The organism is Arthrobacter sp. TJ-270 (genome assembly GCF_058269075.1).
Genome location: NZ_JBZCNB010000013.1, coordinates 24,349 through 50,113, shown reverse-complemented (window position 1 = coordinate 50,113; position 25,765 = coordinate 24,349). Strand labels below are relative to the sequence as shown.

The 25,765-nt window shown below is 62.9% G+C and carries 24 protein-coding genes; 10 read left to right on the top strand and 14 right to left on the bottom strand.

Going from position 1 to position 25,765, the window contains the following annotated elements:
* Positions 1-128: 128 nt before the first annotated feature.
* From AC4D2M_RS16770 to AC4D2M_RS16750, 5 genes are read right to left on the bottom strand one after another with little or no spacing between them, the layout of a single operon-like run.
* A complete protein-coding gene (locus tag AC4D2M_RS16770; RefSeq protein WP_490893034.1) occupies positions 129-2,102 on the bottom strand; it encodes a beta-galactosidase in 1,974 nt (657 codons plus the stop codon).
* A 30-nt stretch (positions 2,103-2,132) separates the two neighbouring features.
* The gene (locus tag AC4D2M_RS16765; protein ID WP_490893033.1) at positions 2,133-2,759 is read right to left on the bottom strand and encodes a hypothetical protein; all 627 of its coding nucleotides are present in this window, start codon (positions 2,757-2,759) and stop codon (positions 2,133-2,135) included.
* Entirely contained in the window at positions 2,756-3,661 is a 906-nt protein-coding gene (locus AC4D2M_RS16760) for a carbohydrate ABC transporter permease (RefSeq protein ID WP_490893032.1), read from the bottom strand. Before AC4D2M_RS16760 ends, AC4D2M_RS16765 begins: the two co-directional genes overlap by 4 nt.
* On the bottom strand, positions 3,658-4,644 hold the full coding sequence (locus AC4D2M_RS16755) for a carbohydrate ABC transporter permease (protein WP_490893031.1): 987 nt from the start codon (positions 4,642-4,644) through the stop codon (positions 3,658-3,660). Before AC4D2M_RS16755 ends, AC4D2M_RS16760 begins: the two co-directional genes overlap by 4 nt.
* 38 nt (positions 4,645-4,682) lie before the next feature.
* Entirely contained in the window at positions 4,683-5,981 is a 1,299-nt protein-coding gene (locus AC4D2M_RS16750; protein ID WP_490893030.1) for an ABC transporter substrate-binding protein, read from the bottom strand.
* 185 nt (positions 5,982-6,166) lie between these two features.
* On the opposite strand from AC4D2M_RS16750, the gene AC4D2M_RS16745 reads away from it, so the two are divergent.
* Together AC4D2M_RS16745 and AC4D2M_RS16740 are read left to right on the top strand one after the other, a co-directional pair.
* A complete protein-coding gene (locus tag AC4D2M_RS16745; protein ID WP_490893029.1) occupies positions 6,167-7,153 on the top strand; it encodes an acetylxylan esterase in 987 nt (328 codons plus the stop codon).
* Between the two features lie 77 nt (positions 7,154-7,230).
* Positions 7,231-8,274, top strand: a complete 1,044-nt coding sequence (locus tag AC4D2M_RS16740) for a hypothetical protein (protein ID WP_490893028.1) — start codon at positions 7,231-7,233, stop codon at positions 8,272-8,274.
* A gap of 66 nt (positions 8,275-8,340) precedes the next feature.
* On the opposite strand, the gene AC4D2M_RS16735 is transcribed toward AC4D2M_RS16740, so the two are convergent.
* From AC4D2M_RS16735 to AC4D2M_RS16720, 4 genes are all read right to left on the bottom strand, one after another.
* A complete protein-coding gene (locus AC4D2M_RS16735; protein WP_490893027.1) occupies positions 8,341-10,908 on the bottom strand; it encodes a rhamnogalacturonan lyase in 2,568 nt (855 codons plus the stop codon).
* A 113-nt stretch (positions 10,909-11,021) separates the two neighbouring features.
* Positions 11,022-11,714, bottom strand: a complete 693-nt coding sequence (locus tag AC4D2M_RS16730; protein WP_490893026.1) for an LmeA family phospholipid-binding protein — start codon at positions 11,712-11,714, stop codon at positions 11,022-11,024.
* 47 nt (positions 11,715-11,761) lie between these two features.
* Positions 11,762-12,520 (bottom strand): VldE C-terminal domain-containing protein, encoded by a 759-nt coding sequence (locus tag AC4D2M_RS16725; protein WP_490893025.1) that lies wholly within the window; start codon positions 12,518-12,520, stop codon positions 11,762-11,764.
* A 178-nt stretch (positions 12,521-12,698) separates the two neighbouring features.
* Positions 12,699-13,040, bottom strand: coding sequence for a YciI family protein (locus AC4D2M_RS16720; protein ID WP_490893024.1), 342 nt, complete (start codon positions 13,038-13,040; stop codon positions 12,699-12,701).
* Positions 13,041-13,417: 377 nt separating this feature from the next.
* Here AC4D2M_RS16720 and AC4D2M_RS16715 point away from each other — a divergent pair, with 377 nt between their 5' ends.
* Positions 13,418-14,440: a DUF808 domain-containing protein gene (locus tag AC4D2M_RS16715; RefSeq protein WP_490893023.1), complete on the top strand. Its 1,023-nt coding sequence runs from the start codon at positions 13,418-13,420 to the stop codon at positions 14,438-14,440.
* Between the two features lie 38 nt (positions 14,441-14,478).
* Here the strand turns inward: AC4D2M_RS16715 and AC4D2M_RS16710 are convergent, their stop codons facing one another.
* Complete coding sequence (locus tag AC4D2M_RS16710) at positions 14,479-15,108, bottom strand: hypothetical protein (protein ID WP_490893022.1); 630 nt, start codon at positions 15,106-15,108, stop codon at positions 14,479-14,481.
* Positions 15,109-15,366: 258 nt separating this feature from the next.
* Between AC4D2M_RS16710 and AC4D2M_RS16705 the strand changes: the two genes are divergently transcribed.
* Both AC4D2M_RS16705 and AC4D2M_RS16700 read left to right on the top strand, forming a co-directional pair.
* A complete protein-coding gene (locus tag AC4D2M_RS16705) occupies positions 15,367-15,840 on the top strand; it encodes a cupin domain-containing protein (protein WP_490893021.1) in 474 nt (157 codons plus the stop codon).
* A gap of 113 nt (positions 15,841-15,953) precedes the next feature.
* Entirely contained in the window at positions 15,954-17,675 is a 1,722-nt protein-coding gene (locus AC4D2M_RS16700) for an FMN-binding glutamate synthase family protein (RefSeq protein WP_490893020.1), read from the top strand.
* A 1-nt stretch (position 17,676) separates the two neighbouring features.
* Here the strand turns inward: AC4D2M_RS16700 and AC4D2M_RS16695 are convergent, their stop codons facing one another.
* Complete coding sequence (locus AC4D2M_RS16695) at positions 17,677-17,973, bottom strand: hypothetical protein (protein ID WP_490893019.1); 297 nt, start codon at positions 17,971-17,973, stop codon at positions 17,677-17,679.
* Entirely contained in the window at positions 17,966-19,003 is a 1,038-nt protein-coding gene (locus AC4D2M_RS16690) for a LacI family DNA-binding transcriptional regulator (protein ID WP_490893018.1), read from the bottom strand. The genes AC4D2M_RS16695 and AC4D2M_RS16690 overlap by 8 nt, the downstream gene beginning before the upstream one ends.
* Positions 19,004-19,171: 168 nt before the next feature.
* Here AC4D2M_RS16690 and AC4D2M_RS16685 point away from each other — a divergent pair, with 168 nt between their 5' ends.
* The 4 genes from AC4D2M_RS16685 (at position 19,172) to AC4D2M_RS16670 (ending at position 23,446) form a co-directional block, all read left to right on the top strand.
* On the top strand, positions 19,172-20,107 hold the full coding sequence (locus AC4D2M_RS16685; protein WP_490893017.1) for a dihydrodipicolinate synthase family protein: 936 nt from the start codon (positions 19,172-19,174) through the stop codon (positions 20,105-20,107).
* A 107-nt stretch (positions 20,108-20,214) separates the two neighbouring features.
* Entirely contained in the window at positions 20,215-21,528 is a 1,314-nt protein-coding gene (locus tag AC4D2M_RS16680; protein ID WP_490893016.1) for an Nramp family divalent metal transporter, read from the top strand.
* Positions 21,529-21,671: 143 nt separating this feature from the next.
* Positions 21,672-22,763, top strand: coding sequence for an SDR family oxidoreductase (locus tag AC4D2M_RS16675; RefSeq protein WP_490893015.1), 1,092 nt, complete (start codon positions 21,672-21,674; stop codon positions 22,761-22,763).
* 365 nt (positions 22,764-23,128) lie between these two features.
* The gene (locus tag AC4D2M_RS16670) at positions 23,129-23,446 is read left to right on the top strand and encodes a hypothetical protein (protein WP_490893014.1); all 318 of its coding nucleotides are present in this window, start codon (positions 23,129-23,131) and stop codon (positions 23,444-23,446) included.
* A 118-nt stretch (positions 23,447-23,564) separates the two neighbouring features.
* Here AC4D2M_RS16670 and AC4D2M_RS16665 read toward each other — a convergent pair whose 3' ends face one another.
* Positions 23,565-24,296 (bottom strand): DinB family protein, encoded by a 732-nt coding sequence (locus AC4D2M_RS16665; protein ID WP_490893013.1) that lies wholly within the window; start codon positions 24,294-24,296, stop codon positions 23,565-23,567.
* Between the two features lie 112 nt (positions 24,297-24,408).
* Positions 24,409-24,597, bottom strand: a complete 189-nt coding sequence (locus tag AC4D2M_RS16660; protein WP_490893012.1) for a hypothetical protein — start codon at positions 24,595-24,597, stop codon at positions 24,409-24,411.
* A 145-nt stretch (positions 24,598-24,742) separates the two neighbouring features.
* On the opposite strand from AC4D2M_RS16660, the gene AC4D2M_RS16655 reads away from it, so the two are divergent.
* Entirely contained in the window at positions 24,743-25,687 is a 945-nt protein-coding gene (locus AC4D2M_RS16655) for a PLP-dependent cysteine synthase family protein (RefSeq protein WP_490893011.1), read from the top strand.
* The last annotated feature ends 78 nt before the right edge of the window (positions 25,688-25,765 follow it).

The window sequence follows — 25,765 nt, the reverse complement described above, 5'->3', positions numbered from 1 at the left end:
TCCGGCGGAACTCCGTCAGGCGTGGCCGGATCAGTGGGCTGCATCCGCCCATTCTCCACCGCCCGACAGGGATTCGAAACCCGCGCGGGTGGTGAGGCCGGACCAGTCGCCCGTCAGCCTCGGGGAATCTAGAACTGACGCACCAGCGCGTATCCGAAGGACTCCAGGTGCACCTTGTCCACGGCCTCATCCGTCAACAGGTCCGTACCGGATACCTCGATTGCGACGGCGTCCGCACCATGGTTGATCAGTGTCACCACATCGCCGCGCTGGGCGACCTCCACATTCTCGGGCAGCCCCTGGAGCACTGGCACGACGCCGGCACCCTCGAACACCTGCGCACTCACCAGGCGTGCGCCGTCGTCGTCTGGCACTGTTGCGAGGTAATAGGCGCGGCCGGCGCCCGCAGCGCGGCCGGTGAAGGCAGGCAGACCCTCCGTGCGGCCGCCGCTGAAGGAAGCAAGCACTTCAGCGTCCACGGCGGCGATCTCCTCGGCAAGGTACAGGCCGTCGAACGTATCCGATCCGAATGCCACGGGCGCCGTCCGCTGTCCCGGGCCGGTTGACTGCGGCGGCACCAATGCGCCGAACTCCTCAAGTGATACACCGAGCAGCGGACCCAACTGGGTGAGGTACCCGCCCTCGCGGAAGCGGTCGTACTCGTCAACGACGTCGCTGAATGCGGTCAGCAGCAGATGCCCGCCTCCCTCGACGAAACGCGTGAGGTTCGCTGCGCCGTCGTCCGTCAGCAGGTACAGCTGCGGCGCGATGACGACGGCGTACTGCGCCAGGTCCGACGTCGGCTGCACGAAGTCAACCTGCACGTGCTGACGGTGGATGGCGTTGTACCAGCGCTGCACGCACTCGACGTAGTCGAGGACAACCGGGTGGTCGGGATTCTCAATCGCCCACCAGTTTTCCCAGTCGAAGACGATGGCCACGCGGGCGTCCCTGGAGCCGGCGGGAAGATCGGGCAGCGACGCGAGATCCTGACCCAGCTGGACAACCTCCCGCCAGGTCCGCGTGGAGGTGCCGGCGTGCGGCAGCATCGCGGAGTGAAACTTCTCGGCGCCCGCACGGGACTGCCGCCACTGAAAGAACAGGACCCCGTCGGCGCCGCGGCCGACGCTCTGCATGGACAGCGCCTGCATCTGCCCGGGGGCCTTCGGCGCGTTGGTGGGCCGCCAGTTGAGCGCGTTAGTGGACTGTTCCATGAGCAGCCAAGGGGTGTCCGGCTTGAAGGAGCGGATCAGGTCGCGCTGGAACGCGCCGGCACGGAAGCTCTCGGGTTCGTTGGGGTCCGGGTAGCAGTCGTCGGAGATGACGTCCATTTCCGCCGCCCACTCCCAGTAGTTGGCGGGCTTGAACGCACCCATGAAGTTGGTGGTGACGGGCTGGGTGGCTCCGGAGGCACGGATGATGTCCCGCTCCATCCGGTAGCACTCAAGCAGCATGTCGGAGGTGAACCGGCGGAAGTCGAGCAGCTGGCCCGGGTTGTGGCTGTAGGGCGCCTTGCGCGGCGGGAAGACGTGATCGAAGGACTCATAGTGCTGCGCCCAGAACCACGTTCCCCAGGCGGCGTTCAGCTCTTCGAGTGTGCCGTACTTGCGCTTCAGCCAGACGCGGAAGGCATCCCGTGCGGAGTCGGAGTAATCGAGGTTCAGGTGGCATCCGTACTCGTTGTTGACGTGCCACAGGACCACCGCCGGGTGGTCGACGTACCGTTCGGCGATACGCTGCACCAGTGCCGAGGCCAGCCGGCGGTACGAAGGCGACGACGGGGCGTAGTGCTGCCGGCTTCCGTGCCAGTACGGTGCACCGTTCTCGTCAGCGGCGAGGATGTCCGGGTAGGCGACGGTCATCCACGGCGGGGGCGACGCCGTCGCCGTCGCGAGGTCGACTGCGATGCCGGCCTCGTGCAGCATGCCGATGATGCGGTCAAGCCATTCGAAGTCGTAGACGTCCTCAGCGGGCTGGATCCGGGACCACGCGAAAATGCCGAGGCTCACCATCGTGACCCCGGCTTCACGCATCCGCTCGATGTCCTCGGGCCAGACTGACTCGGGCCACTGCTCAGGGTTGTAATCGCCGCCGTAGTGCACGATGGTGTTCCTTTCAAGAGTTGGAAAGCTCTAAAGCTTGCGCTCGCGTTCCTTCACAACGAGTACAGCAAAAACAAGGCAGCCCATTCCGGGCACGATCAACGGCGGCAATTGCCACGTTACGACGACGGTGAGCACCAGCGCGACGATCAGCGGGCCAATCGCCCCGCGGTCCGCAACAAAGGCCTGCAGCCCGTCCCGCACGGCCTGCCGCCAGCCCTTCTCGGGACTCCAGCGGACAGCGGCCTGCAGCAACGCCAACGCGAATGCGGTCAGTGCCAGCAGCCCGACAAGAAGTACTGCCTGCCAGCCCGGTAGCACCTGGGTGCCGGCGAGCAGGAGGTTGAAGAGCAGGACCGCGGCTAGCACCGCCGTCGCCAATCCCACAACCCAACCGGTACGGAGGGCGGAAAGGAAGTCCGACCACCACTGGCCGAGCGTGGATCGCTCGGCCAGCAGATAGCGGTGTAGGTGCCGGGTGGAGGCTGCCATCGCCGCCGGAAGGGTAATAAGCAGCAGTCCGCCGGCAACGGTGAGAATGCCTATCCACAGCACTTCCGCGAACAGCGCGAACTTCCCCTCGGCGCCCGGCCACTTGAGCTGGGTGCCGTCGAGCTGGGGTCGTTCGCGCCGTTTGCGTGCGCTGCGGGGTGTCATCCCTTCAGGCCCTGGGTGGCAACGCCATCCACGAGGAACCGCTGGAAGATCACGAAGAACAACATGACCGGCAGCAGAGCGAGCACGGCGATCGCAACCGTTGCGCCGTAGTCCGAACCACTGGTTTGGTCATTGAAGACACGCAGTGCCAGCGGAAGCGGGTAGTTCTCCGGCGAGTTCAGGTACAGCAGCGGGCCGAGGAAATCGTTCCAGCTCCAGATGAACGCGAAGATCGAGGAGGTGATGAGCGCCGGTTTGATCAGCGGAACGGTGATGGACCAGAAGATCCGCCAGTGGCCGCAGCCGTCGATGCGTGCCGCTTCGTCGAGTTCCTTGGGCAGGTTGCGGATGAACTGGACCATGAGGAACACGAAGAACGCTTCAGTGGCCAGGAACTTGCCAACCAGGAGGGGGAAAAAGGTGTCCACCATGCCGAGGTTACGGAAGATCATGTACTGGGGAATGATCAGCACGTGGAACGGGAGCAGAAGCGTCCCGATCATCATCGTGAAGAACAGCGGCCGGCCCTTGAAGTTGAGACGGGCGAAAGCATAGGCAGCCATTGAGGAGGAGATGACTGTGCCGATCACCGCGCCGATGCCGAGGATGGTGGAGTTCCAGAAGAACTTCCAGGTGGGAATGCCTGCTACACCCTCCATGACCTTGACGAAGTTCTCGAAGGTGGGGTTTTCGGGCAGGAGGCTATTGTTCGAACCGAATTCGGCGCTGGGCTTGAAGGAAGCCGAGATCATCCACAGGAGCGGATAGAGCACCAGCGCAGTCAGCAACACTATGCCGACAATCCAGGCCGCCGTAGCCGCAGTCTTGCGTCGGGGCTGGCGGCGCTTGCGATCGGACTGGACCGGGGGTACTGCCGTGGGGTTGGATTCGATCGTGGTCACTTTGTGTCACCTCCGTAGTGCACCCAACTCTTGGAGGTGCGGAAAAGAATGAACGCGAGGATGCCTACCGCGATCAGAAGCACCCAGGCCATCGCCGAGGCGTAGCCCATCTGATTGTTCGTGAATGCGCGGGTGTAGAGGTAGACGGTGTAGAAGTTGGTGGCGCCTGCAGGGCCGCCGGTACCCGAGCCGATGATGTAAGCCGAAGCGAAGATCTGGAAGGCGCCGATCATCTCGAGCAGCAGGTTGAAGAAGATCACCGGGGAGAGCATCGGCAGCGTGACGCTGAGGAACTTGCGCCATGCCTTCGCGCCGTCCACGGAGGCGGCTTCGTAGAGTTCGGCGGGTACCTGCTTCAGGCCGGCCAGGAAGATGACCATGGGTGCGCCGAACTGCCACACAGCCAGGAGGATCATCATTGGCATGATCAGGGTCGGCACGCCGATCCAGCCGCCAAGGTTGATGCCGAACAGGCTCAGTCCGCTGTCGACGGGACCGTCGGCGGAGAACATTGCCCGCCACACGATCGCGATGCTGACCGAGGCGCCGATGAGACTCGGTGCGTAGAACGCCGAGCGGAAAAACGCGGTGCCCTTGGTCTTGTAGTTCAGCAGCATGGCCACGGCGAGTGCTGCTGCCAGCTTGATAGGTGTTCCAACGAGGACGTAGATCAGGGTGATCTGTACCGATCCCCAGAAGACGGTGTCACCGGCCATGCGTTCGAAGTTGCCCAGGCCGGTCCACTTAGGTGCAGTGAAGAGGTTGTAGTCCGTAAAGGCGAGGTACAGCGAATAAAGCATCGGGCCCAGGGTGAGTGCAAAGAGCCCGAGCAACCATGGTGAAAGGAAAGCGTAACCGGCAACGGTGTCCCTGCTGCGTTTGCGTTTGGGCTGCCCACCCGTCCGGCGGTTGCCCGCCGGACGGGTGCCGGGTTCGGCGTTGGTGCGGGTGTTTGTTGGCGCATGCGCCGATCCCGTGGTCATGAACTGCTCCTAATAGCGGTGATAGCTAAGGTCGATGTTCAGCTGCCGAGCGTAACGGCGGCCTCGTCAAAGAACTGCTGTGCGGCTTCTTCAGGAGTTGTAGCGCCCAGGCCGATTGAGGTACCCAGCGTGAGGAAAGTGTTCTCCAGTGCGCCGTAGCCAACAACCGGAGCGGCGGGGGGATCACCAATGCGGTCAGCAACCGAGTCCAGGTATTCCTTGACCTCAAGCTCGGGGCCTTCAAGGGCTGCGCCTTCGAGGGCAGTCTCCGAAGCGGGGACGCCGAGCGATGCGCCGAAGATCTTGCCGACCTCGGGGCTGTTGACCAGGAACTCGACAAAGGCGACAGCAGCTTCAGGGTGCTCGGTTCCAGCGGATACTGCGTGCAGCATGGACGGCTTCTGGTAGAGGTCCTTCACTGACGGATCACTGGTGGGAGGAGCGAGAATGGTCAGATCTTCTGCTCCGGTGTCACCGAGGTAACCGCCCATGAAGTTGGACCAGGTCATTTCGCTTGCGGTGAGGTTCGAACCGAAGCCTGACTTCGGGAGTACTTCCTCCAGCGTGCGGGCGGGGATGACTGCTTCGCTTTCGCGAAGCTCAGCCGTGCTGCCCCAAAATTCGGCCAGCTCTTCCTGGGTGAAGTTGAGCTGACCGTCTTCGGTGAAGAGTTCGCGGCCCTCCTGGCGGAGCTTGAGCTCAAAGTTCTGGATGCGGCCGGTGTAGTCGGTTCCGCCCCACACCTCGTCGCTGGCTTCGCTGACGCGAACCATGTACTCCTCGTACTCTTCCCAGGACGTTCCGCCCTCGTAGCCTTCGACGCCGGCCTTCTCGATGAGTGCCGGGTTCTCGAAGAGCGACCAGGCGTTGTAACCGGTGGGAACGCCGAGAGTCTGATCCTCGAGCTTGCCGGTGGCCAGCAGGGTCTCGTCGATCGTGTCGGTAGTCAGGCCGTTGCCGACGTACTCCGACAGGTCGAGGAGCAGTCCGTTCTGCCCGTACTGGCGCAAGTAGCTGTAATCAAACTGCATGACGTCAGGAAGACCGCCGCCTGCGGCTTCAGTCTGGCGCTTCTCCCAGTAGGCGGGGAAGTCCATGAACGTGCCGTTGATGTCGATGTTCGGGTTTTCTTCCTCGAACAGTGCGATGGCCTCGTTGTAACGCTCGGCTCGGTCGTCATTGCCCCACCAGGTGAAGTTGAGGGTGACTTCCTCGTTCGGGTCAGGGGTGCCGCCGGCTTCGCCGCCGCCGTTGCCGCCACATGCCGTCAGCATGAGAGCTGCTGCGACAGTGACTGCTACGCCGGATCCGGCGCGTCGTGAGATCTTATTGAACATCTTTGTCCTCCTGGGAACGGCTCAGATATGAGGTGAAGCTCTTCGGTCCGCTGGTACAGTGGTGCACATCACGGAAAGCGCTCTCCAAAGAGACTAAATTGAATCGTCTCAATGCGCAAGACCTATTCCTAGAATAGTGTGACTTGTGATACTTCCGAGACCGAAAAGAGCGAAGGACTCCTTACATGCCGCAGTTTGATCTCCCTCTCCGCGAGCTCGAGCAGTACGCGCCGGACCGCACTGAACCCGCGGACTTCGACGCCTTCTGGGAGAAGACGCTCGCCGAAGCCTCGTCCTTCGCTCTAGATGCCCGCTTCGACGAGATCGACGCCGGCTACTCCGAGCTGGTCACCGAGGACGTCAGCTTCGCAGGCTATGGCGGGCACCCCATCAAGGGATGGATGCTTCGGCCCCGCTCCACCTCCGCCCCCCTGCCCACCGTCGTTACTTACATCGGCTACGGCGGCGGGCGGAGCCTCGTCGGCGAGTGGACCGCCATCCCGAGCGCCGGTGTCGCGCATTTTGTTATGGACCTCCGCGGACAGGGTGCCGGCCACAGGAGCGGCGACACCCCTGACCAGGGCGTGAGCGGCCCTCACGTCGGTGGCCACCTGACCCTCGGCATTGACTCACCGGAGACGTATTACTACCGGCGGCTGTTCACCGACGCGGTGCGGGCTGTGGAGGCCGCTCAGTCGCACCCGTTCGTTGACCCGACGAAGGTGCTCATTTCCGGTGGCAGCCAGGGCGGGGCCATCGCGCTCGCATCGGCTGCACTCTCCCCCACCGTCCTTGAGCATGCACCGCTGGCCGCGATTGTGGACGTGCCGTTCCTCTCGCATATCCGGCGCGCAACCGAAATCGTCGACACTGCCCCGTACGGCGAACTTGTGCGCTACCTCGGGATCCAGCGCGGACGGGAGGAGGAAATCTTCAACACCCTGAACTATTTCGACGGCGTCAACTTCGCCGCCCGCGCCACCATGCCGGCGCTCTTCTCGGTGGGCCTGCTCGACGACGTCTGCCCGCCGTCGTGCGTTTACGCCGCCTACAACCACTACGCCGGCGAGAAGTCGATGAACGTCTTCCCCTATAACGGGCATGAGAACGGCGGCGCGGCCCAGAACGCTGAGCACATCCGTTTCCAGCGCGAGGTGTTCGCTTCGGCCTGAGGTCAGGTTCGAGGAGCTGAAGCCGTCCTGGCAGTCCCGGATTTCCGCGGACGGCCCGGTCCGGGGATCATTGATCGGTGCCCGATAGTGCCCCACCGCTTCTGACGCTCGGCGTCGTCGTACCTCCATCCCTTGACCCGGCGTCCGTGCAGGAACTGGGCGAGGCCCTCCCCCGGCTGCTCCATGAGCAGCACCCCGGCGTCGGGTGGCGCGTGTCCGTCGCGGTCGAAACGCTCGATGGCCGGGCGCCGTCGGAGCTGCTGGAAACGGCGCGGGACCGGCTGCTGGACGAGGACTGGGATCTCGCCGTCGTCGTCAGCGATCTTGCCCTCCGCAGCGGGCGGAAGCCGGTACTTACCCAGATCAGCCCCGTTCACAGGGTGGGGCTGGTGGCGCTGCCTGCATTGCGTGCAGTTGGCCGCAAGGAGAGCGTTCCGACGGCGGTGGCGCGGCTGGTCGGCCCGCTGGTCGGCTGGGACGAGGACGACGAGCCCGAGGACCGCGCCCGCTACGCCCGCGAGCTGGTGGAGGACCTACCCGACCTTGCGGATGAAAACCCCATCCAGTTCACCGGGCGGGTGGTGGCGGGGAACGTTCGCGTGCTGCTAGGGCTCATCCTCGCGAACCGGCCCTGGCGGTTGGCGGTCACGCTATCCCGTGCACTGACGGCCGCGGCTGCCGCCGGCGTGGTGACCCTTGCGACGAGCGACCTCTGGCTGCTGGCCACCGCCTACGGGCCGCTGCGGCTCATCCTGTTGACCGTTCTTGCGGTCGGCGCGGTCACGCTGACCCTCATGATCGGCGCTGACCTGTGGGAGCGTCCGCGGCGGCGTATTGAGCGCGAACAGGTGGCGCTGTTCAACCTAGCGACCACCGCGACCGTGGTGGTCGGCGTGGTCACCTTCTTCGGGGCGCTCTTCGTCCTGTCCTTCCTGGCAGCGGTGCTGCTGGTGGACTCCGGTGTGTTTGCCGCCGTCGTCGGTGAGTCGGTGGGCTTCGCGGAATACGCGCAGCTCAGCCTGCTGACCGCAGCGCTGGCGACGGTGGGCGGTGCGCTGGGAGCGGGTCTGGAGAACGACGACGTCGTCCGCGCCGCCGCCTTCACCCGCAACGACGTCTGAAAATTGCACAGATAGGGCGGGTCCAGCTGCGCCGGACCCGCCTTATCTGACAGAAAGTTCCGGAAGCTACCGGACCATATTGAGGACCGTCCGCACTCCGTTGTCGAGAATGGCGCGGGCTGAATCGGACACAACGTCCGGCTTCTTGCCCTGGTTGAGCGCCTTCTCGAAGCGGTCCATCGCCTTTCCTACCTTCTCGAGGTTGCCCTGCTCGACCGCCTTCTGGGCCTGGGCCAGCGACGTTTCGAGCTGCTTGGCAACCGGACCGGCAACATCACCGCTGGCAATCAGCGACTCAAGCGTGGCCTGCAGGTAGGCGATGAGCCCTGGGGTCCAGGCATCGGGTACCGGAACGTTCGCGAAGTCCATGTCCGACGCCAGATAGTAGCTCGTGTACGACGGCTGGTTGTAGGTGGTGTTCTGGCGGGCCACCTCCGCGCGGTGCTGCGGGTCCTGCATCAGCGTGGTGAGCTTGTGCTCGGTGACCTCGGTGCTGAGGTACACGCGGATTGCGGAGCTGTCATCCGTGCGGACAAACAGTTCCTCGCGCCAGTCGCCGAATGCATCGGCCACGAGCGAGGGGTTGCCCTTGGTGCCGTTGTTGGTCTGGGTACCTTCCGCTGTCAACAGCGTCCCGCGGGCCCAGTCGTCAATGGTCGGGTTCCCGTTCTTCGAACGGTTGACGATCTGCGTGGTCAGGTCCGCTGCCCACTTGATGCTCATGTTGGTGCCCGGAGTCTTGGAATCGACTCTCTCACCCTCGGCGCTCAGCAGACCCGATCCGTCGCTGCCGCCCGGCATACTGGCCCACACTTCAATGCCTTCGACGTCGGCGCGCACATCGCCGATCATGCCGCGGCCTGTGTCCCGTCCCGAGTACGCACCGAAGAGGACCTCACCGGTTGCGGCGTCGCGCATGACCGAGCCGTAAGGGGCCCAGCGGCCACCTTCGTGAACCGTCCAGATTTCCTGGCCGGGGCGGTTGGGATCGATGTCGGTCACGTGCATGGCGTCGCCGTGGCCCAGCCGGGCCTGCGTGCCCGGCGCGCCGCTGCCCTCGGGCATCTCGGCGAACGAACTGTAGAGGAGCGAGCCGTCGTCGTCGATTGTGGCAGCGCCATAGACGATTTCCTGCCGCCCATCCCCGTCGACGTCAGCTGCGCTCAGCGAATGGAAGCCCTGCGTGGTGATGGAGCCGAACTCGGGGTCCGTTCCGTCAACACCGTGGGGACCGTCGTTGAACGGGTTGGTCATCGGCGTCCAGCCGCTGTCCACGTTCCAGACCTTAGAGAGGTTCTTGCCGTCCCAGTTGTAGGCGACAAGGGTGGAGCGGGTGTAGTAGCCGCGGGCGAAGACCGCCGACGGGCGCTGGCCGTCGAGGTAGGCGACGCCGGCGAGGAACCGGTCCACGCGGTTGCCCGGCTCGATGCGGCTCATGGCGTAATCGCCCCACATGAGGCCGTCGTCGTGCCGTCCCGGCTCGTAGTCGACGGTCTGGAGCTCTTCGCCGGTAGCGCCGTCGAACACGGTGAGGTATTCGGGGCCGTCGAGGATGAAGCCCTCGAACGCGCGGAGGTTGTTGCGGGTGCTGCGGCCCGGGGCGTACTCGTCGATGAAATAGTCGGCCATTGCACGGGCGTCAGCATCGGAAAGCGGGTACTCGTAGCGCTCCTCGATACCGAATGCCGCCTCGAGCGTTGCAGGCCAGTTGCCGGCGACAACCTCGGGGTGCTCGTGCCAGCCGGCGAACATGTCGACCACGTGCTCGTAGTAGTCGGCCGCGCTCTTCCGGTAGTCGTCTTCGTTGCTGTAGCCGGCGGCGATGTCATCGGCCGGCATGGTGATGAAGCGTTCGTTGGTGACGTTGCCGGCGTCGTCGTAGGTGAGAACCTTGGTGCCCGGCGCGGTCTTCATCATCATTTCCGTGCGGCCGTCGCCGTCGAAGTCGTAGACCATGAACTGCGTGTAGTGCGCGCCGGAGCGGATGTTCACGCCGAGGTCGATGCGGTGCAGTAGCGTGCCGTCCATCGTGTACGTGTCGATGTAGGTGTTGCCGGTGTACCCCACCTGCGAAACGTCCTTCGAGTTCGAGGGATCCCACTTGACGACGTACTCGTATTCGCCGTCGCCGTCCGCATCACCGATGCTCATGTCATTAGCGGAGTAGGTGTAGCTCTCACCGGCGGGGGTGACGCCGTCGGCCGGCTTCTGCAGCGGGATGTCGGTGTGTCCCTGTGCCCAGGGGCTCACCTCTGCGCTGCGCTGCAGTTCCACACCGTCGACGACGGCGGCAACCTGGTAGGTCGCGTCAGCCGCGCCTTCAGCGTCGATGTAGTTGGTGCTGTCGGTCACCGTGGCTATCTTCTCGCCGTTGCGGTATACGGCGAAGTCGGCTCCGGTCTGGCCGGTCTCACTTGCACCGGTGACTTCGGTGGCGAGGAGTCGCCAGCTGAGGAACGTGCCCTCCGAGGTACTGGCCGCGACGAGCCCGCGGTCGAGGTGTTCGAGTTGGATGCCAATCTGGGCATCGGGGGCCGGCGCTGCAGCGGCCGGAACGCCGCCACCTCCGGCGATCAGGGCTGCACTGAGAGCGAGCGTTGCTGGTACGGGGATGAAGCGAAAGCGCGAGTTCATCTTTGAATCCTTTCAACGGAAAGCGCTTTCTCAACATTAGGCGAACTGCAGGAGGTGGTCAAGGTTTTTATAACGTTGATGTGTATCCGGTTCGGGGTTCCCGTCAAGGGCCGTTATGGGACGAGCTTGACGTCCTCGCCCAGCAGGTTGGCACGGAAACCGTCACTCTGGACGGCGACGTCCTGGAGCACTAGACCCTCGGGCAGGCCTTCGATGTCGTGCTCGATGGTCACAAACCTGCGCACGACGGTGGCGATGACATCGGACAGGAAGTCCGGCCCGCCAATGTCAATCGAGCGTGGCTCCATAACGAGCCTGCCGGCCTCAACCTCAACTGTCCCGGTGGCGGTGACACGCAACTCGCGACCCAGGGCCTCAACGGTGCGAACCACCGTGGCCTGGCCGTCGTCGGCGGCGCGGACCTCGGTCCCGTCGCCGAGCTCATCGGCAACAGCCCCGAACGGCACTGTTGCGTCTACGGTGAGCCGCGTAGCGATCAACCCGTCCGGACCCGTGACCACGTCCTGCCCGACGGCCCGAACATCGCGGAGCGTCGACCCCGAGGTCACTACCGTCCCAGCGTCCAGTCTGAGGTCAGCGAACCACACCTCATCCTCGCGAAGGTCAGCGGGAGGCTCTTCGCTCGGAGGGCCTTCCGCGCCCACCGTCGGGGACGGCGCTGGTCCCCCTTCGTCCCCGCCGACCGGGTCGCTCACAACCCACCAGAAGATCGCGACCGTGACCACCAGGAGGAGGAGCATCCCAGCAGCACCGATCAGCCAGTCCTTCGCACGCGTCCACTCCATGAGGACAGTCTGGTGGCTCGCCGTCCAAGGCGCGAGTCCCAATCAGGTCACGACTCAGCGCTTCCACCGAGCACGTCCACGTGCACGTGGTCGAGATGCCGCAGGATCTCATTGGCGGGTTCGGGTGCGTCGTAGTCGTGCCATTGCCCTCGAGACAGGTGTGCGCTCCAGAACCGGTCGTCGAAGATAACGTACTGAATGTTGAGGTCCTCGGCATGAGCGACGAGCCAGTGGGCCAATATCCACCCTTCACGCCGGTTCTCTTCGGTGACCGGACGGAAGAAGATATCGATGGCCCGGCCGTCGTAGTGCGTCGAGTCGGCTCCGTGTCCCCGGTCAACGCCGCCCGGGGCGAACCCGCCAAGACTTTGCTCACCGAACACTTCGGTCATCGCCTCGAGCAACTGCTCGGCGCGCGGTGTCAACCCCGTGGCAGTCATCTGCTGCTCCGGCAGGTCACTTGCCGCTGAGCCTCGACAGGTCAAGCTGGGACCGGCGTCTTCCGGCGGTCCGTTGGCCAGCCGCTCCAACACCCGTTCGTCGATGCCGGAGGTGTCCGGGGCCTCCAGTCCTCGGGCCGAAAGCGCCACGGCCGTCGTGGCCAGCTGCGCCTCATCACGGTCGAGTCCGACTTCTCCCTCCGAGGTCTCGACGGTGCACTCCGCGGGTGCCGACAGGGGGCCGCCCTCGGTGCGCAAGCCGGAACTGCAGGACACCCCTACAAGCGCGAGCAGCCCGAGCAGCAAAAGGGCCGCGAGCCAACGAATGGGATGGCTCCTGCCACGATGCGTCTCGCCGGTCCTCATGACAGGTGCAGACGTGATGCTCTGACTACGATGACGTGCCCTTTCGCCGCGGTGAAGTACTCCAGTAATCGAAAGAGGAGGGAACCGCTACAGGCTTAATCGACAACTGGGGCTGTTAGTTCCCACGCGGGGAGGATGCACTACTCCTTGTCCACGGCAGGAGCGAGTCCGCGGTCGGTCAGCTGGCGGGATCGTACTGGAACGCACGCACCTCCTGCGCGCATCGGCAGGCGCCTGCAATCTTCGCAGCCCATTCCAATGCTGCCTCACGGGAGGGCAATTCCAGTACGCTGTAGCCGCCTTCTAACTGCTTCGTCTGCGGGTATGTGCCCTCTATTACGGTCCCGTTACCATCGACCATGACAGGCGGAACGCTCTCATCGATGCCGCCACCGAACACCCAGACGCCGGCCTCCTTCGCCTCCTGCACGACTGCGTGCGCTGCATCCGAAACTGCCTCCAGATCCTCGCCGGAAACCATCATGGCGCTGCTCGGGAACGAGATCAGGTACTTCGTCATCGCGTGGACTCCTTCTTCGCACTATAGGGATCGTTCCATCGTCGTCGATGCGGGTACGCTGCGCATCAGATTCGCTTGCAGTTCTGCAGGATACGCTGACCGAGATCCAGACGATTGTCTGCGGGCACACGCACATGCCGTTCATGCGGCTCGCCATCGACCGTATAATCATCAATCCCGGCAGCGTCGGGCTTCGTTCGCCGTCCTGCAATCGAGACCGACGCCCTCAAAGCATTCGGACCCCGAGATGGGCAACCGTCCTGATAGGGCACCCCGTTGACGGCCGCCAGCACCTATACTCTGAGCATGCCAATCACGCACCTTGCCCGTGGCACCTATGCCCAGCAGACCCCCCTTGAGCAGTTGGAGGGCGGACTGTGAGCGGCGGTCTCGTCGCCCTGCTGGACGACGTCGCAGCGCTGGCCCGCATAGCCGCCGCCTCGGTTGACGACGTCGCTGCCGGCGCCGCCAGAGCCGGCACCAAGGCAGCCGGCGTAGTGATCGATGACGCCGCGGTCACCCCGCAATACGTGTCCGGTGCGGATCCGTCCCGCGAACTGCCGATGATCAAGCGAATCTTCTGGGGTTCGCTCCGGAACAAGCTGCTGATCATCCTGCCGGCGCTGCTCCTCGTGAGCGCCTTCATACCCTGGGTCATTCCGTTCATCCTCATGCTGGGCGGCACCTACCTCTGCTACGAGGGCGCAGAGAAGGTCTGGCACAAGTTCCGCGGCCACCACGCGGCCGAAGATGCGCCGGCAGTTGAAAAAGGCCCTGAGGCCGAGGCGAAGGTCATCAAGGGTGCCATCACCACCGACTTCATTCTGTCCTGCGAGATCATGGTCATCTCCATGAACGAGGTCGCTGCTGAGTCCCTGTGGGCCCGGGCAATAATTCTGGTCGTCGTGGCGCTGGCGATCACAGTGATCGTCTATGGTGCCGTCGCACTGATTGTAAAGATGGACGACATCGGCCTGCACCTGACCACCAAGGATTCCGCGGGCTCCAAGCGCTTCGGCGAGATGCTCGTCAAAGGGATGCCCGCCGTGCTGGCAGCGATAACCCTGATCGGGACGGTCGCCATGCTGTGGGTTGGTGGTCACATCATGCTGCAGGGGGCATACGATCTCGGCTGGCATCTGCCGTATGACCTGGTCCATGCCCTCGAGGCCCCTTTCGTCGGGATCGCGGTTGTGGGCGGCTTCCTGGCCTGGCTCGTGAACACCCTTTGCTCCGCCATCCTGGGACTCGCCTGGGGCCTCATCGTCATGGCTATCGTGCACCCGTTGCTGAAAGCGCTGCCGTTCGGCAAGGAAAAGGGCGAGCACGAAGAGGGCGACGTCCGCGCCGCGATCGCGGGCCATCGACCGGGGAAAACTAACGTCGATCCCGCCTCTTAGCTCGAACCCACTAGTGTAGTCAGACTTTCCCTAACGGTTCAGTGCCGGTGCCCGTCCTTCTCGGCTGCGTAATCGAGCATCTTGCAGACATCTTTCGCATGGCGGATGGTGTTCTTGACGATCTCCACTGAAGTGGGCGCGACTTCCGGATTCTCCACAATGCTCTCGGGGAAGTCGGCCTCGAGAATGAGCTTGCCCCTCTTGTAGTAGAGGAACTCGGGTAGGCCGGCGTCCCGTAAGGACTCAGCTTCAAGGTCGCTCAACGCCCAGACGATGGATGGTCCCTTCAGTAGAATTCTTAGATTGCGTTGATCTGAGGAAAGCCGGTCGCTACCTGCGCCTGAGATGTCGAGTTCGTCGATGAATGCTCCATCAGAGGCCCGGAGCAGATCAATAGTGGCATCCCCTCGGTACTTCACAACCGTTGTGCCGTCCCACCTCACTTTTTCTTTCATCTCCACCTCCCGGACATCGCCAGAGGTGAGAGTGACCATGGTGCCGCAAGCCGAGATCTCAATGGGGTCGTAGTACTCAGCCGGGACTGGTAGGAAACCGCCCGAATGCTCGTGCCACTCTTCATCGTGCCCGACGGCAGCGGGAGGCGCGCCGACTGTGAAGGCGAGCGCGAGCAAAAGGGGAAAGCAAAGGGTTTTCTTGGGGTTTTTCACGGGGACTCCTGTGCACCGCAGGATCCTGCGTCCGGGTCCTGCCTGATGGATGCAAAAATCGGTTGCCTGCAAGGCGACGCCGAGACCAGTGACTGTGGAGCAGAACGGCCCTATGGCCGACGCGGCTAATCTATTCCTGCCGCCAACCCTTGTCAACGAGGCCACGGACCGCTCCATTGCGGTCCCTGGGAACGCGGATATAGGCAAAGCGCACCCCCGGTTGTGGTGATCCTCAGGGGGATGGTTAAGAATGAACTCATGGACATCACAGACAACGGACCAAAGCCGAACGCCTTCGACATCGAGCGCGCCACAACGGAGAACGCTGACTACCGCCGGGTCGCCTGGACGGGCAAGCACTTGCAGGTCACGCTCATGTCAATCGAGCCGGGAGGTGCGATAGGTCTGGAAGTGCATCACGGCACCGACCAGTTCTTGCGCATCGATGCAGGCAAGGGCCGGGTGAAGATGGGACCCGCTAAAGACAATCTCTCTTTCCAGCAGGATGTCGAGGACGGCTGGAGCATTCAGGTACCAGCCGGCACTTGGCACGACGTCGAGAACACCGGAGACGAACCACTTCGCCTCTACACGATCTACGCGCCCACGCACCACGCCCAGGGCATAGTGCAGGAGACGCCGGAGGACGCCGAGAAGGACGAGGACCAGGGTCGCGACGAACCGCCGTCGTGGGTCGAGGAAGTCGACGACAAGGGAGAAGAGACCGCCTGAGCCGCTGCAATTCGAAGACGCCCGCAGAGCAACTGCGGGCGTCTTCGCGCGTCAGTTTTGAATAGGTGGAACCAGGCCCAAAGGTGATCTCGTACCGAGCGTAGAGTCGAGATATGACACGTTTCCTCGTATTTGTCAGCCTCGTGTTTTTGGGCTTCGCCACAATCGTGGCGGCCTCCTTCGGTCCCGTAGGCTGGCTGGTTCTGGCAGTCGTGGTAGTGGCCATATTGGTGATCGGCGTGTGGGACGTGGTCCAGATCCGCCACTCAGTACTCCGGAACTTTCCCGTCCTGGGGCACATGCGATACCTGCTGGAATCGATCCGGCCGGAAATTCAACAGTATTTCGTTGAACGAAACGTCGACGGAAAACCATTCAACCGGGACGTGCGATCACTGGTATATGCGCGGTCCAAGGGCGAGAACAGTCACAAAGCATTCGGTACCGAGCGGGATGTCAACCAAATCGGTTATGAATACCTCATCCACTCCACCGCCCCGGTCGCTCCGCCAAATCAGCATCCACGCGTCCGTCTGGGCGGTCCGCACTGCACGAAACCTTATGATATTTCGCTGATGAACATTTCTTCCATGAGTTTCGGCTCGCTGTCGAAGAATGCGGTTCTGGCCATGAACAAAGGCGCCGCGATTGGCGGTTTTGTTCATGAAACCGGCGAGGGCGGGCTAACGGTATACCACCTCAAATATGGGGCGGACCTGATCTGGGAGATAGGGTCCGGGTACTTCGGCACCCGGGATGAGACCGGGCACTTCAGCCCCGAGACATTCACGGCAAAGGCAGCCCGGCCCGAGGTAAAGGGCATCAGCATAAAACTCTCGCAGGGCGCCAAACCCGGGCTGGGAGGTGTTCTTCCGGGCCCGAAGGTCACTCAGGAGATTGCCGAAGCGCGCGGAGTGCCGGTAGGAGTGGACTGTGTCTCCCCTGCCAGCCACAGCGCTTTCGGCACCCCGAGAGAGCTGATCCGCTTCGTAAGACAGCTACGGGAACTCTCCGGCGGCAAGCCGATCGGCTTCAAGCTGTGCGTGGGCTCCCGAGTGGACGTGCTGGCTATCTGCAAAGCCATGCTCGAGGAGGACACAGCACCGGACTTCATCGTCATCGACGGATCCGAAGGTGGGACCGGCGCCGCACCGCTGGAGTATCAGGACAATGTCGGCACGCCCCTGACCGAAGGTTTGATGCTCATGCACAACGCCCTGGTAGGTGTGGGTCTACGCCCCCAGATCCGTATCGGCGCCGCCGGTAAGGTAGCGTCCGGCTCGGACATCGTAAAACGCCTGATCGAAGGGGCCGACTTCACTCTCAGTGCGCGGACCATGATGATGGCCACCGGCTGCATTCAGGCCCAGAAATGCCATACCAACGAATGCCCTGTTGGAGTAGCCACCCAAAATCCTCGGCTCATGCGGGGGCTCAATGTTGAAGACAAAGGCGAACGCGTCTTCAACTACCAAAAGCTCACCGTCGACGAGAGCGTCCAGATCATGGCATCGATGGGCTGCGCCTCGCCAGTCGAACTTTCGCCACGAATGCTCCGCCGCCGGGTGGACCACCTTACAACGCGCTCCTACGCCAACATCTATAAATGGATGGAACCGGGGGAACTGCTCAGAAACCCTCCCGGGAGCTGGGCCGAGGACTGGAACCTCGCGAATGCAGACTACTTCCGCGAACCGCCGAAGGAAGCAGAGGAGGACGAGCAAAAAGCGGAAGCGGTGGCAGGCAGCCCGAAGTATGATCAGGCCCGGATCCCCGGGACCGAGCACCAGCCCGAGGGCCAAGTGGGCAGGCCCGAAGGTGAGCCGGGACAGTAGTTCAGGCCGTCCAGCCCAGAACTGCACCGCCGAGCCACAGCGCACCGACCCACGTCGCCACCGCGACAACAGGAACAAGAAGCACCCAGTATGACCGGCGAAGGGCCAATCGAACCCCGATAGATGTGAGCACCAGCCACCACACGAGGAACGACAGGACCGCCCAGCCCGGGGCGACGAGACCGCTCACCAGGTACAGATACCCAGCGCCAAGCTGACCGGCAGCGGCGAAAACAGCAGCGACCACAAAGAGCCAGGGGCTACCGCCAGGTCGGGGTGCCAGTCTGGACTCATGCATGACTTGCTACGTGCTCCCCGCTGGAAGCACGCGGAATCAGGGTTGGCAGTGCCCGTCGGATGGGGTTCTTTTGATCAGATGATAGGAGCAGCTCGAAGGCGGTGGTTGCAATTTGATCGAACGGCACCCGCACGGAGGTGAGTGGCACTGGGAGCGTTTCGGCGAGGGGGATGTCGTTGTACCCGACCAATGCCAGATCGCGTCCTATCTGCATGCCGTATTTGTGTGCGGATGACATCACGCCAAGAGCGAGATTGTCGTTCGCGGCGAACACCGCCGTTGGCTTCTCGGCGCGCGCCTGGAAAATCAGTTGCGCGGCCGCGATGCCGTGCTCGATGCGGTAGCCCTCCCCCGCTACACGATCTTCGGGAAGCGCCAGCCCGGCCTCGAGGAGCGCTCGTCGTGCGCCCGTCAGGCGATCGCGGGCTGTTGATGCGAACGCTGGTCCGGTCACCAGCGCAATGTCTCTATGACCGAGGTCTATCAGGTGACGAACCGCCAGGTATCCGCCCGTTTCATCATCACCGAGTGATGACGGGCTCTTTCCGTCGGTACGGAGAACCAGGGCGTAGGGCACAGCCGCCTGATCGAGAATCTGCGGGAAGGTGTCGCCGAGAAGTGTGGAGGCGAGGATGAGTCCTTCGACATTGCGATTCAACAGGGTTTCCGCGGCTGCTTTTTCTCCCTCAGCGTCATCGCCGCTGGTGGCCACGATCGTTACGTACCCGCGCAGTTTTGCTGCGCGTTCAAGCGCCTCGTACATCAAGGCCATGACGGTATCGCTGAGACGGGGAACGACGACGCCGATGGTTCCAGTTGTTCCGCGTCGTAGGACGGACGCGAACACATTCCGCCGGTACCCCATGGACTGGGCAATATGTCTAACCCGCTCGGCGGAGGCAGAACGGGAGTGCGGAGTGCGCTCGTCCAGGATCCTGCTGACTGTGGAAATGCTGACGCCGGCCGCGTCAGCAACTTCCTTCAAAGTCACGGGTTGCCGATCACCCATGGCGGCTAAGTTTCGGTTCATTGGAGCTCTCCATCATTGGCGAGTGTATCCCTCATAGGGACCGCGGATGCGGCACGAAAACAATTCTCTTGACATCGGCGTGCTGTAAGTCACATACTTGAAAACGTTCCTGCAAACGTTCTCATCAGCTTATACCGCCGCTAATTTCTCGACCAGAAAGAAGATCCGATGTCCATCGATCTCCGGGGCCTCACTCCCGCCCCAGTAACACCCTTCACCACCGATGGCGCCGTGGACCACGACGCGATTCGCCGGCTCGGTGCATGGCTTGCCTCCGTTGAAGGCGTCAAGGGCCTAGTCGTCCTTGGTCACGCTGGAGAAGGAACCTTCCTTACCATCGAGGAGCAGGCCGAGGTCATTGCGTCCTTCAAGGAAGCAGTCGATTCACGAATTCCGATCATTGCGGGTATCACCGGCGAAGGCAGCAAGGTCGCTGCTCTCGAAGCGAAGCGTGCCGTTGATGCCGGCGCATCCGCGGGCCTCGTATACCCCTCACATGGCTGGCTCCGTTTCGGCTTCCAGGACGGTGCTCCTCAGGACCGGTACAAGGAAATCTATGAGACCAGCGGCCTTCCGCTGATCCTCTTCCAGTACCCTGACGTGACCAAGGCCAGCTACAACCTTCAGACGCAGCTGGACATCGCCTCCCAGGAGGGTGTGTTCGCAACGAAGAACGGCGTGCGCAACATGAAGCGCTGGGATACCGAGATTCCTGTCCTCCGCCGTGAGAACCCCGACCTGCAGATCCTGACGTGCCACGACGAATACCTTCTGCACACCATGTTCGATGTTGATGGGGCCCTCGTCGGATACGGCGGACTCGCCCCCGAGCCGTTGGTCGAACTGATCGCAGCCGGCAAGGCAGGCGACTACCGCGCGGCCCGCGCTATTCACGACCGGCTCCTCCCCGTTACTAAGACGGTCTACCACCGCGGCTCGCACATGGAAGGAACCGTCGCTCTCAAGGAAGGCCTCGTCGCACGTGGCATCCTCGAGCACGCTACGGTCCGTTCTCCCCTGCTGCCGCTGGCACCGGGCGCCGGAGCGGAGATCGCGGAAGCGTTGAAGTCAGCGAACCTCGGCGACGTTACTTCCCGGGTCTAACATCAAGGGGTGGCGGGTTCAGATCAGCCCGCCACCCCTCCTTTAGCTACTCCCCCACTTGGTCAATGACGACCCACAGCAGCGACGCTGTAGAAGGAGGACTCGCAGTGAGCGAGCAAAACAACCACACGATCCATTCCCCTGCAGCATCAGAGCAGAGGGCGCCATCGAAAGACACCAACCCTCAAGCGACGCCCGCCAAACCGGCCAAAGGCGGACACAGAACGCTACTGGGCTACCTCGCCCTTATGGGGCCCGCGTTCGTGGTCGGAGCATGGCAGTTCGGCCCCGGCAATCTAGCCACCGCAGTCCAAGCCGGCAGCGGATACCAATACGCCCTCGTCTGGGTCATCGCCGTATCCACCGTACTGATGATCTTCTTCACCGACATGAGCGTCCGGCTAGGCATCTCCGTACCAACCTCGCTGATCACCTCGATCAAGGACCATCTGGGTAAGCCCGTCGGCCTCCTCGCCGGCTTCGGCGTCTTCGGCATCACCCTCATGTTCTCAGTGGGCAACGCGGTCGGATCCGGTCTCGGGCTCTCCCTAATATTTGGCGGCTCCCCCGTATTCTGGAGCGTCGTGTGCACCGTCGCGGTCGCCATAATCCTGGCCTTCCGGAACGTCTACGGCATCGTGGAAAAAGTCCTCCTGGTCATCGTCGCCCTCATGGCCTTCGCATTTGTGGCCAGTGCCTTCGTCGCCCAACCCAACTGGTACCTAGCTTTAGAAGGGATGGCACCACGCCTCCCAGCCGGCAGCGAAATACTCGTTGTCGCGCTTGTCGGCACGAACTTCTCCATCAACGCCGCGTTCTACAACTCCTACGGCATCAAAGAGCATCGCCGCACGCGCGCTGACTACCGAGACATCACCCTGGTCGACACCATCCCCGGAATCGTAGCCCCCGGAATCATGACCGCCCTCGTCATCATTGTCGCCGCATCCGTCCTAGGCCAGACCGGCGAAGAAGCAGCCACCATCAACGCCCTCGCATCAGTCTTCGCCCCACTCGCAGGACCGGTCGGAGCCACCATTTTCGCCCTCGGACTCTCCGGAGCTGCCTTCTCATCAATGGTCGCCAACGCAACCGCCGGCGGCACCATGCTCTCCGATGCCCTCGGACGTGGACCAGCAGCCGGATCAGTCACCGCACGAATCGTCACCGGAACAATCCTGGCCTTCGGCCTCACCATCACACTCGCCTTCCAGACGTCACCAGTCGGACTAATCGTGATCGCACAATCACTGACCGTCCTTATAGCACCCATGCTGGGTGTCCTGCTGGTCATCATGAGCAACAAGTCCACCCTCATGGGAGACCTCCGAAACCGCTGGTGGCACAACATCTTCGCAGCCATCGGCCTAGTCGCCATCCTGGCATTGTCGCTCCGACTCATCACAACGCTCTTAGGCTGAATACCTGAGTCAACCAGAGGCCCTGCGATTCTGATCGCAGGGCCTCTCCTCGTCGAAGTCATTGTTTGCTTACTAGGTGATACGAAATGCAGGGACCATGGGTGTTCAGGAATATCCCTCCGGCGTCTCGTCTTGTCGCCCGTATGACTATTAGCGATGCGGCAGTACCCAGTGAACGGCGGACGGCGCTCGTGGTGGGGGCCACAGGGATCGCAGGCTCGGCCCTGATCGACACGCTCACCGCGGAAGGGTGGCCGGTCCTGGCCCTCTCGCGCACACCCGGGTCGAAGCGGGACGGTGTGCGCTGGCTCTCGGCGGACCTGACCTCGGTCGCGTCGCTGGAGCGGGTCCTCGCTTCCGAGAACCCGACGCATGTGTTCTTCACGGCGTGGTCGCGGCAGGACACCGAAGAGGAGAACATCCGGGTCAACGCAGGGATGGTGCGCGACCTTCTGGCCGCGTTGCGCGGCAAGGACGTGGCCCACGTGGCCCTCATGACTGGGCTGAAGCACTATCTCGGACCCTTCGAGGCCTATGCGGCCGGCGAGATGGCGGACACCCCATTTCACGAGGAGGAGCCGAGGCTGCCGGTCCGAAACTTCTACTACGCGCAGGAGGACGAACTGTTCGCGGCGGCGGCCCAGCAGGGATTCACCTGGTCCGTGCACCGCGCGCACACCGTGATCGGCCACGCAGTGGGCAACGCCATGAACATGGGCCTTACCCTCGCAGTGCAGGCGGCACTGTGCAGGAAGTCCGGTGAGCCGTTCGTCTTCCCCGGCTCGGAGACGCAGTGGAACGGTCTGACGGACATGACCGACGCCGGGCTCCTCGCCGAGCACATGCTCTGGGCCTCCACCACACCGGCCGCCACCGACGAGGCGTTCAACATCGTCAACGGGGACGTCTTCCGGTGGCGGTGGATGTGGCCACGGCTCGCCGAGTACTTCGCCGTCGCCTGGGAGGGGTATGAGAGCGCCCCCCGGCCACTCGAGCAGGCCATGGCCGGGCGCGAGGACGAGTGGGCGGAGCTCGCGGCACACCACGGGCTCGTCGAACCGCGTCTGGACCGCGTGGCGTCCTGGTGGCACACCGACGGCGACCTCGGCCGGAACATCGAGGTGGTGACGGACATGGGCAAAAGCAGAACCGCCGGGTTTACAGGGTACCGCCGCACCCTGCACGCCTTCACCGCGCTCTTCGACCGCTACCGCGCAGACGGCCTCATCCCCTGAGGCACCACGCCATCTGCCTGATCCGCGGGGAACAAGCAATAGCCGCTGATCCTGCTGGCTAGGTTCAACCACGGAACCAAGAACGCGAGGTATCCCTCAGCCCTGTCGGTCTTGGCATGCAACGATACGGCGACGAATCTAGGGATGTCACGAGAAAAGGTTTGGGGCTTCCTCATACTGGGGAAGTGAAGCGGCAGGAATTAAGGCTCGCACCCGGCAGGCATACCGCAGCATTGCTCACAACCTTTGCGCTCTCAGGAATTGCCGCCGTACTAGCCGGTTGCAGTTCATCGTTCGTGGGAGCGCCTCCTTGTCTGCCGCCGCCCTACTCCGTGAGTCCGTCGAGTGCGGGGATTGGCGAGACGGTGACCGTCGAAGCGCAGGACTCGGATTGTGATCCTCGCTACGGCGAGAACGCCCGGGTCAAAGTGACGGTCACGGACGCGGGAGGACAGAAGATCATCAATGAAACCGCACCGATGAACGATGCCGGCGGTTTTGCTTATTCCTTCCAGCTGCCGGCTACTGCCACGCCCGGGGAGGCGGCCGTTGAGGCTTACCCGCACAACATCGACTGGTGTGATGACACAGGAAGGAACAACCGCGTCGGTGGCGCAGAGGAGCCTTTCATTCGAGCATCGTGCGCAGCTCGAATAGAGCCACTCGTAATCACGGATTCGTAATGAGCCGACAGGCACGGCGAGGGATCCTCCGTCGGCGACAGGTGTAGCGGCGCTGTGGAAGGCCGGAACCGTGGTGGGCCAAGATTCCCAACACGCCGTCTGGCTGCTGCCTCCCGTTCTAGCGAATACGAGCGAGATCCCGTCGTATGTAGCGCAGGTGCGCCCACTCCTCCTCCAGGATCACGCGAATGCAATCGCCGACGCTGGGACGCCAGTCACCGCCACCCCATGGGTCCTCGCGTTCCTCCGCGAGCAAATCCGCCGTGGCTGTGACCAGGAAATCCGTTACCTGTCGTTGTCGTTCCGCTCGAACCGCGAGAATCTCCTCGTACGCCGGCGGGTCCACGCGGAAGATCGACATGTCAAAGCCCATCTCGCCGGCGCCGGTGAATATCTGTCCGATCTCGTGGAACGGCTGCTCCTTCCGCAGGATCCCCCCGCGCAGCCAGGCATCGGTCGCCAGGATGAGGTGCCGCAGGGTTTGAGACAAAGACCACTCATCCTCTACGTGCGCGTCCACTAGGTCCAGCGGTGTACCCGTCACCGTCTCCTGCCACGCAGACTGCACTGCGGTCCACCCCTCACGCAGGCCTTCAGGCGTCTGCGCCTTCTGCAGCTCGCGGCCCGGGAACTGCCGGTTGAGTTCGGCGTCCACGAACGGCACCACGTCGACCCCGTTGACGAAGAGGCTGCCGAAAAACAGGTCGTGGCTGTCAATGTCGAGTCCGTCCACGTCGACGCCGCGCATCGACACACCGCTGACATCGGAGAATCGCAGGCTGGCGCCCTTGAAACTCGCCCTGACAAAGGTCGCGCCTTCGAACTCCTTCGTGCCGAAATAGGTCTTCATCACCTCATTATCCGGTGACGGGGCGCTAAGAGCTACGTCAGCAAACCACCACAGTTTTGGGCAGGCCCACTGGCCCAGTCTCCACCATGGACTGCCGGCGGCCCGATGAGTCTCACAGAAAGCAAAAGGGCAAGAATCCCAGCTGGGCCCAAAGGCGGTCCCGCCCGGCGCCCGTAACGACGACGGCGTCGCAGGTTCCATCCCGATTGAACCGGGAATCGACAGTGGTGAAGTGTCCGCTCAACAACTCCTCCACGGCGAACCATTCGGGACTGTAGTCTTCGTCGACATTCTCGTGCATTCCGTCGGTCCAATGCACTTGATTCCACATGCATTCGAACTTCATTGGTCGCTTGCAACGTGGCCTGCCATGAAGCGGTTGTATCGGACCTACCGGAGTGCCACGATGTCTCTTATCGGCCTGCACAAGCAGAGGGTCTTCGGAGATGAACGATTCAGTTGGAGCGTTTGCGGGAATTGGAAACACGCCCCTGGTGGAGTTGCGCAGGGTGGTGCCGGCTAACGGCGCCCGAGTCTTTGTGAAGTTGGAGTGGGCCAATCCGACGGGGAGTATGAAAGACCGCATGGCCCGTACGGCGGTTGAAGGCGCAGTGCGGGATGGTCGGCTTCAGCCGGGAGGGACGGTTGTCGAATATACGTCTGGTACGACCGGCATTTCGCTTGCGTTTGTATGCGCTGCGCTCGGCTTCGGCCTTCACGTCGTTTTCTCGGATGCGTTCAGCGAGGAAAAACGGCGGACGATGCTTGCCTTTGGCGCTACCGTCGAGGATGTTCCCAGCGACAATGGCGCAATCACCGAAGCGCTGATCAAGCAGATGATCGCCCGTGCCGCTGAAGTATCCCAAGAACCGGGCATGTGGTGGTGTGACCAGTTGAATAATCATGATGCGATAACGGGGTATCTCCCCATGGGGGAAGAAATCTGGGCGCAGACAAAGGGCAAGATCGACACCTTCGTGCACGCGGTTGGCACCGCGCACTCTATTCACGGGGTCACGCGCGCGCTGCGCGCGCATAACCCGGACATCAGCGTCTTCGCGGTGGAGCCGGCCGAATCCGCTGTCTTGTCCGGCAAATTGACTGGAGCCAATCGAATTGAGGGCATCGGCATCGGCTTTGTTCCCCCGCTCTGGGAACCGGAAAGCGTCGACGACATCCTCACCGTATCTGCCGACGAGGCGATGGATATGGCGCGGCGCCTCGCCCGGCAGGAGGGGCTCTTTGCCGGAACTTCCTCAGGCGCGAATGTCGTCGCGGCTCTTCGGGCCGCTGAACGTATGGGCCCGGGGTCGACAATCGTCACTATTCTCTGCGACTCCGGACTTCGCTACCTCTCCACCGACCTTTACCGGCCCGAGAAAAGCAGTTGATCGCTCCACAGGAGATTGTGACAGTGCACTTGGGTCTCAAGTCCGTCGCGATTGACCCGTCCGAGCACGTTGAGGGAT

What these genes read in the sequence shown, in the direction of transcription:
- AC4D2M_RS16725 (WP_490893025.1), bottom strand. Translation starts at nt 12,520, where the DNA reads ATGAGGACCGGCGAGACGCATCGTGGCAGGAGCCATCCCATTCGTTGG.
- AC4D2M_RS16750 (WP_490893030.1), bottom strand. Translation starts at nt 5,981, where the DNA reads ATGTTCAATAAGATCTCACGACGCGCCGGATCCGGCGTAGCAGTCACT.
- AC4D2M_RS16755 (WP_490893031.1), bottom strand. Translation starts at nt 4,644, where the DNA reads ATGACCACGGGATCGGCGCATGCGCCAACAAACACCCGCACCAACGCC.
- AC4D2M_RS16735 (WP_490893027.1), bottom strand. Translation starts at nt 10,908, where the DNA reads ATGAACTCGCGCTTTCGCTTCATCCCCGTACCAGCAACGCTCGCTCTC.
- AC4D2M_RS16720 (WP_490893024.1), bottom strand. Translation starts at nt 13,040, where the DNA reads ATGACGAAGTACCTGATCTCGTTCCCGAGCAGCGCCATGATGGTTTCC.
- AC4D2M_RS16730 (WP_490893026.1), bottom strand. Translation starts at nt 11,714, where the DNA reads ATGGAGTGGACGCGTGCGAAGGACTGGCTGATCGGTGCTGCTGGGATG.
- AC4D2M_RS16700 (WP_490893020.1), top strand. Translation starts at nt 15,954, where the DNA reads ATGACACGTTTCCTCGTATTTGTCAGCCTCGTGTTTTTGGGCTTCGCC.
- AC4D2M_RS16655 (WP_490893011.1), top strand. Translation starts at nt 24,743, where the DNA reads ATGAACGATTCAGTTGGAGCGTTTGCGGGAATTGGAAACACGCCCCTG.
- AC4D2M_RS16695 (WP_490893019.1), bottom strand. Translation starts at nt 17,973, where the DNA reads ATGCATGAGTCCAGACTGGCACCCCGACCTGGCGGTAGCCCCTGGCTC.
- AC4D2M_RS16665 (WP_490893013.1), bottom strand. Translation starts at nt 24,296, where the DNA reads ATGAAGACCTATTTCGGCACGAAGGAGTTCGAAGGCGCGACCTTTGTC.
- AC4D2M_RS16745 (WP_490893029.1), top strand. Translation starts at nt 6,167, where the DNA reads ATGCCGCAGTTTGATCTCCCTCTCCGCGAGCTCGAGCAGTACGCGCCG.
- AC4D2M_RS16675 (WP_490893015.1), top strand. Translation starts at nt 21,672, where the DNA reads ATGACTATTAGCGATGCGGCAGTACCCAGTGAACGGCGGACGGCGCTC.
- AC4D2M_RS16765 (WP_490893033.1), bottom strand. Translation starts at nt 2,759, where the DNA reads ATGACACCCCGCAGCGCACGCAAACGGCGCGAACGACCCCAGCTCGAC.
- AC4D2M_RS16690 (WP_490893018.1), bottom strand. Translation starts at nt 19,003, where the DNA reads ATGAACCGAAACTTAGCCGCCATGGGTGATCGGCAACCCGTGACTTTG.
- AC4D2M_RS16705 (WP_490893021.1), top strand. Translation starts at nt 15,367, where the DNA reads ATGGACATCACAGACAACGGACCAAAGCCGAACGCCTTCGACATCGAG.
- AC4D2M_RS16660 (WP_490893012.1), bottom strand. Translation starts at nt 24,597, where the DNA reads ATGCACGAGAATGTCGACGAAGACTACAGTCCCGAATGGTTCGCCGTG.
- AC4D2M_RS16685 (WP_490893017.1), top strand. Translation starts at nt 19,172, where the DNA reads ATGTCCATCGATCTCCGGGGCCTCACTCCCGCCCCAGTAACACCCTTC.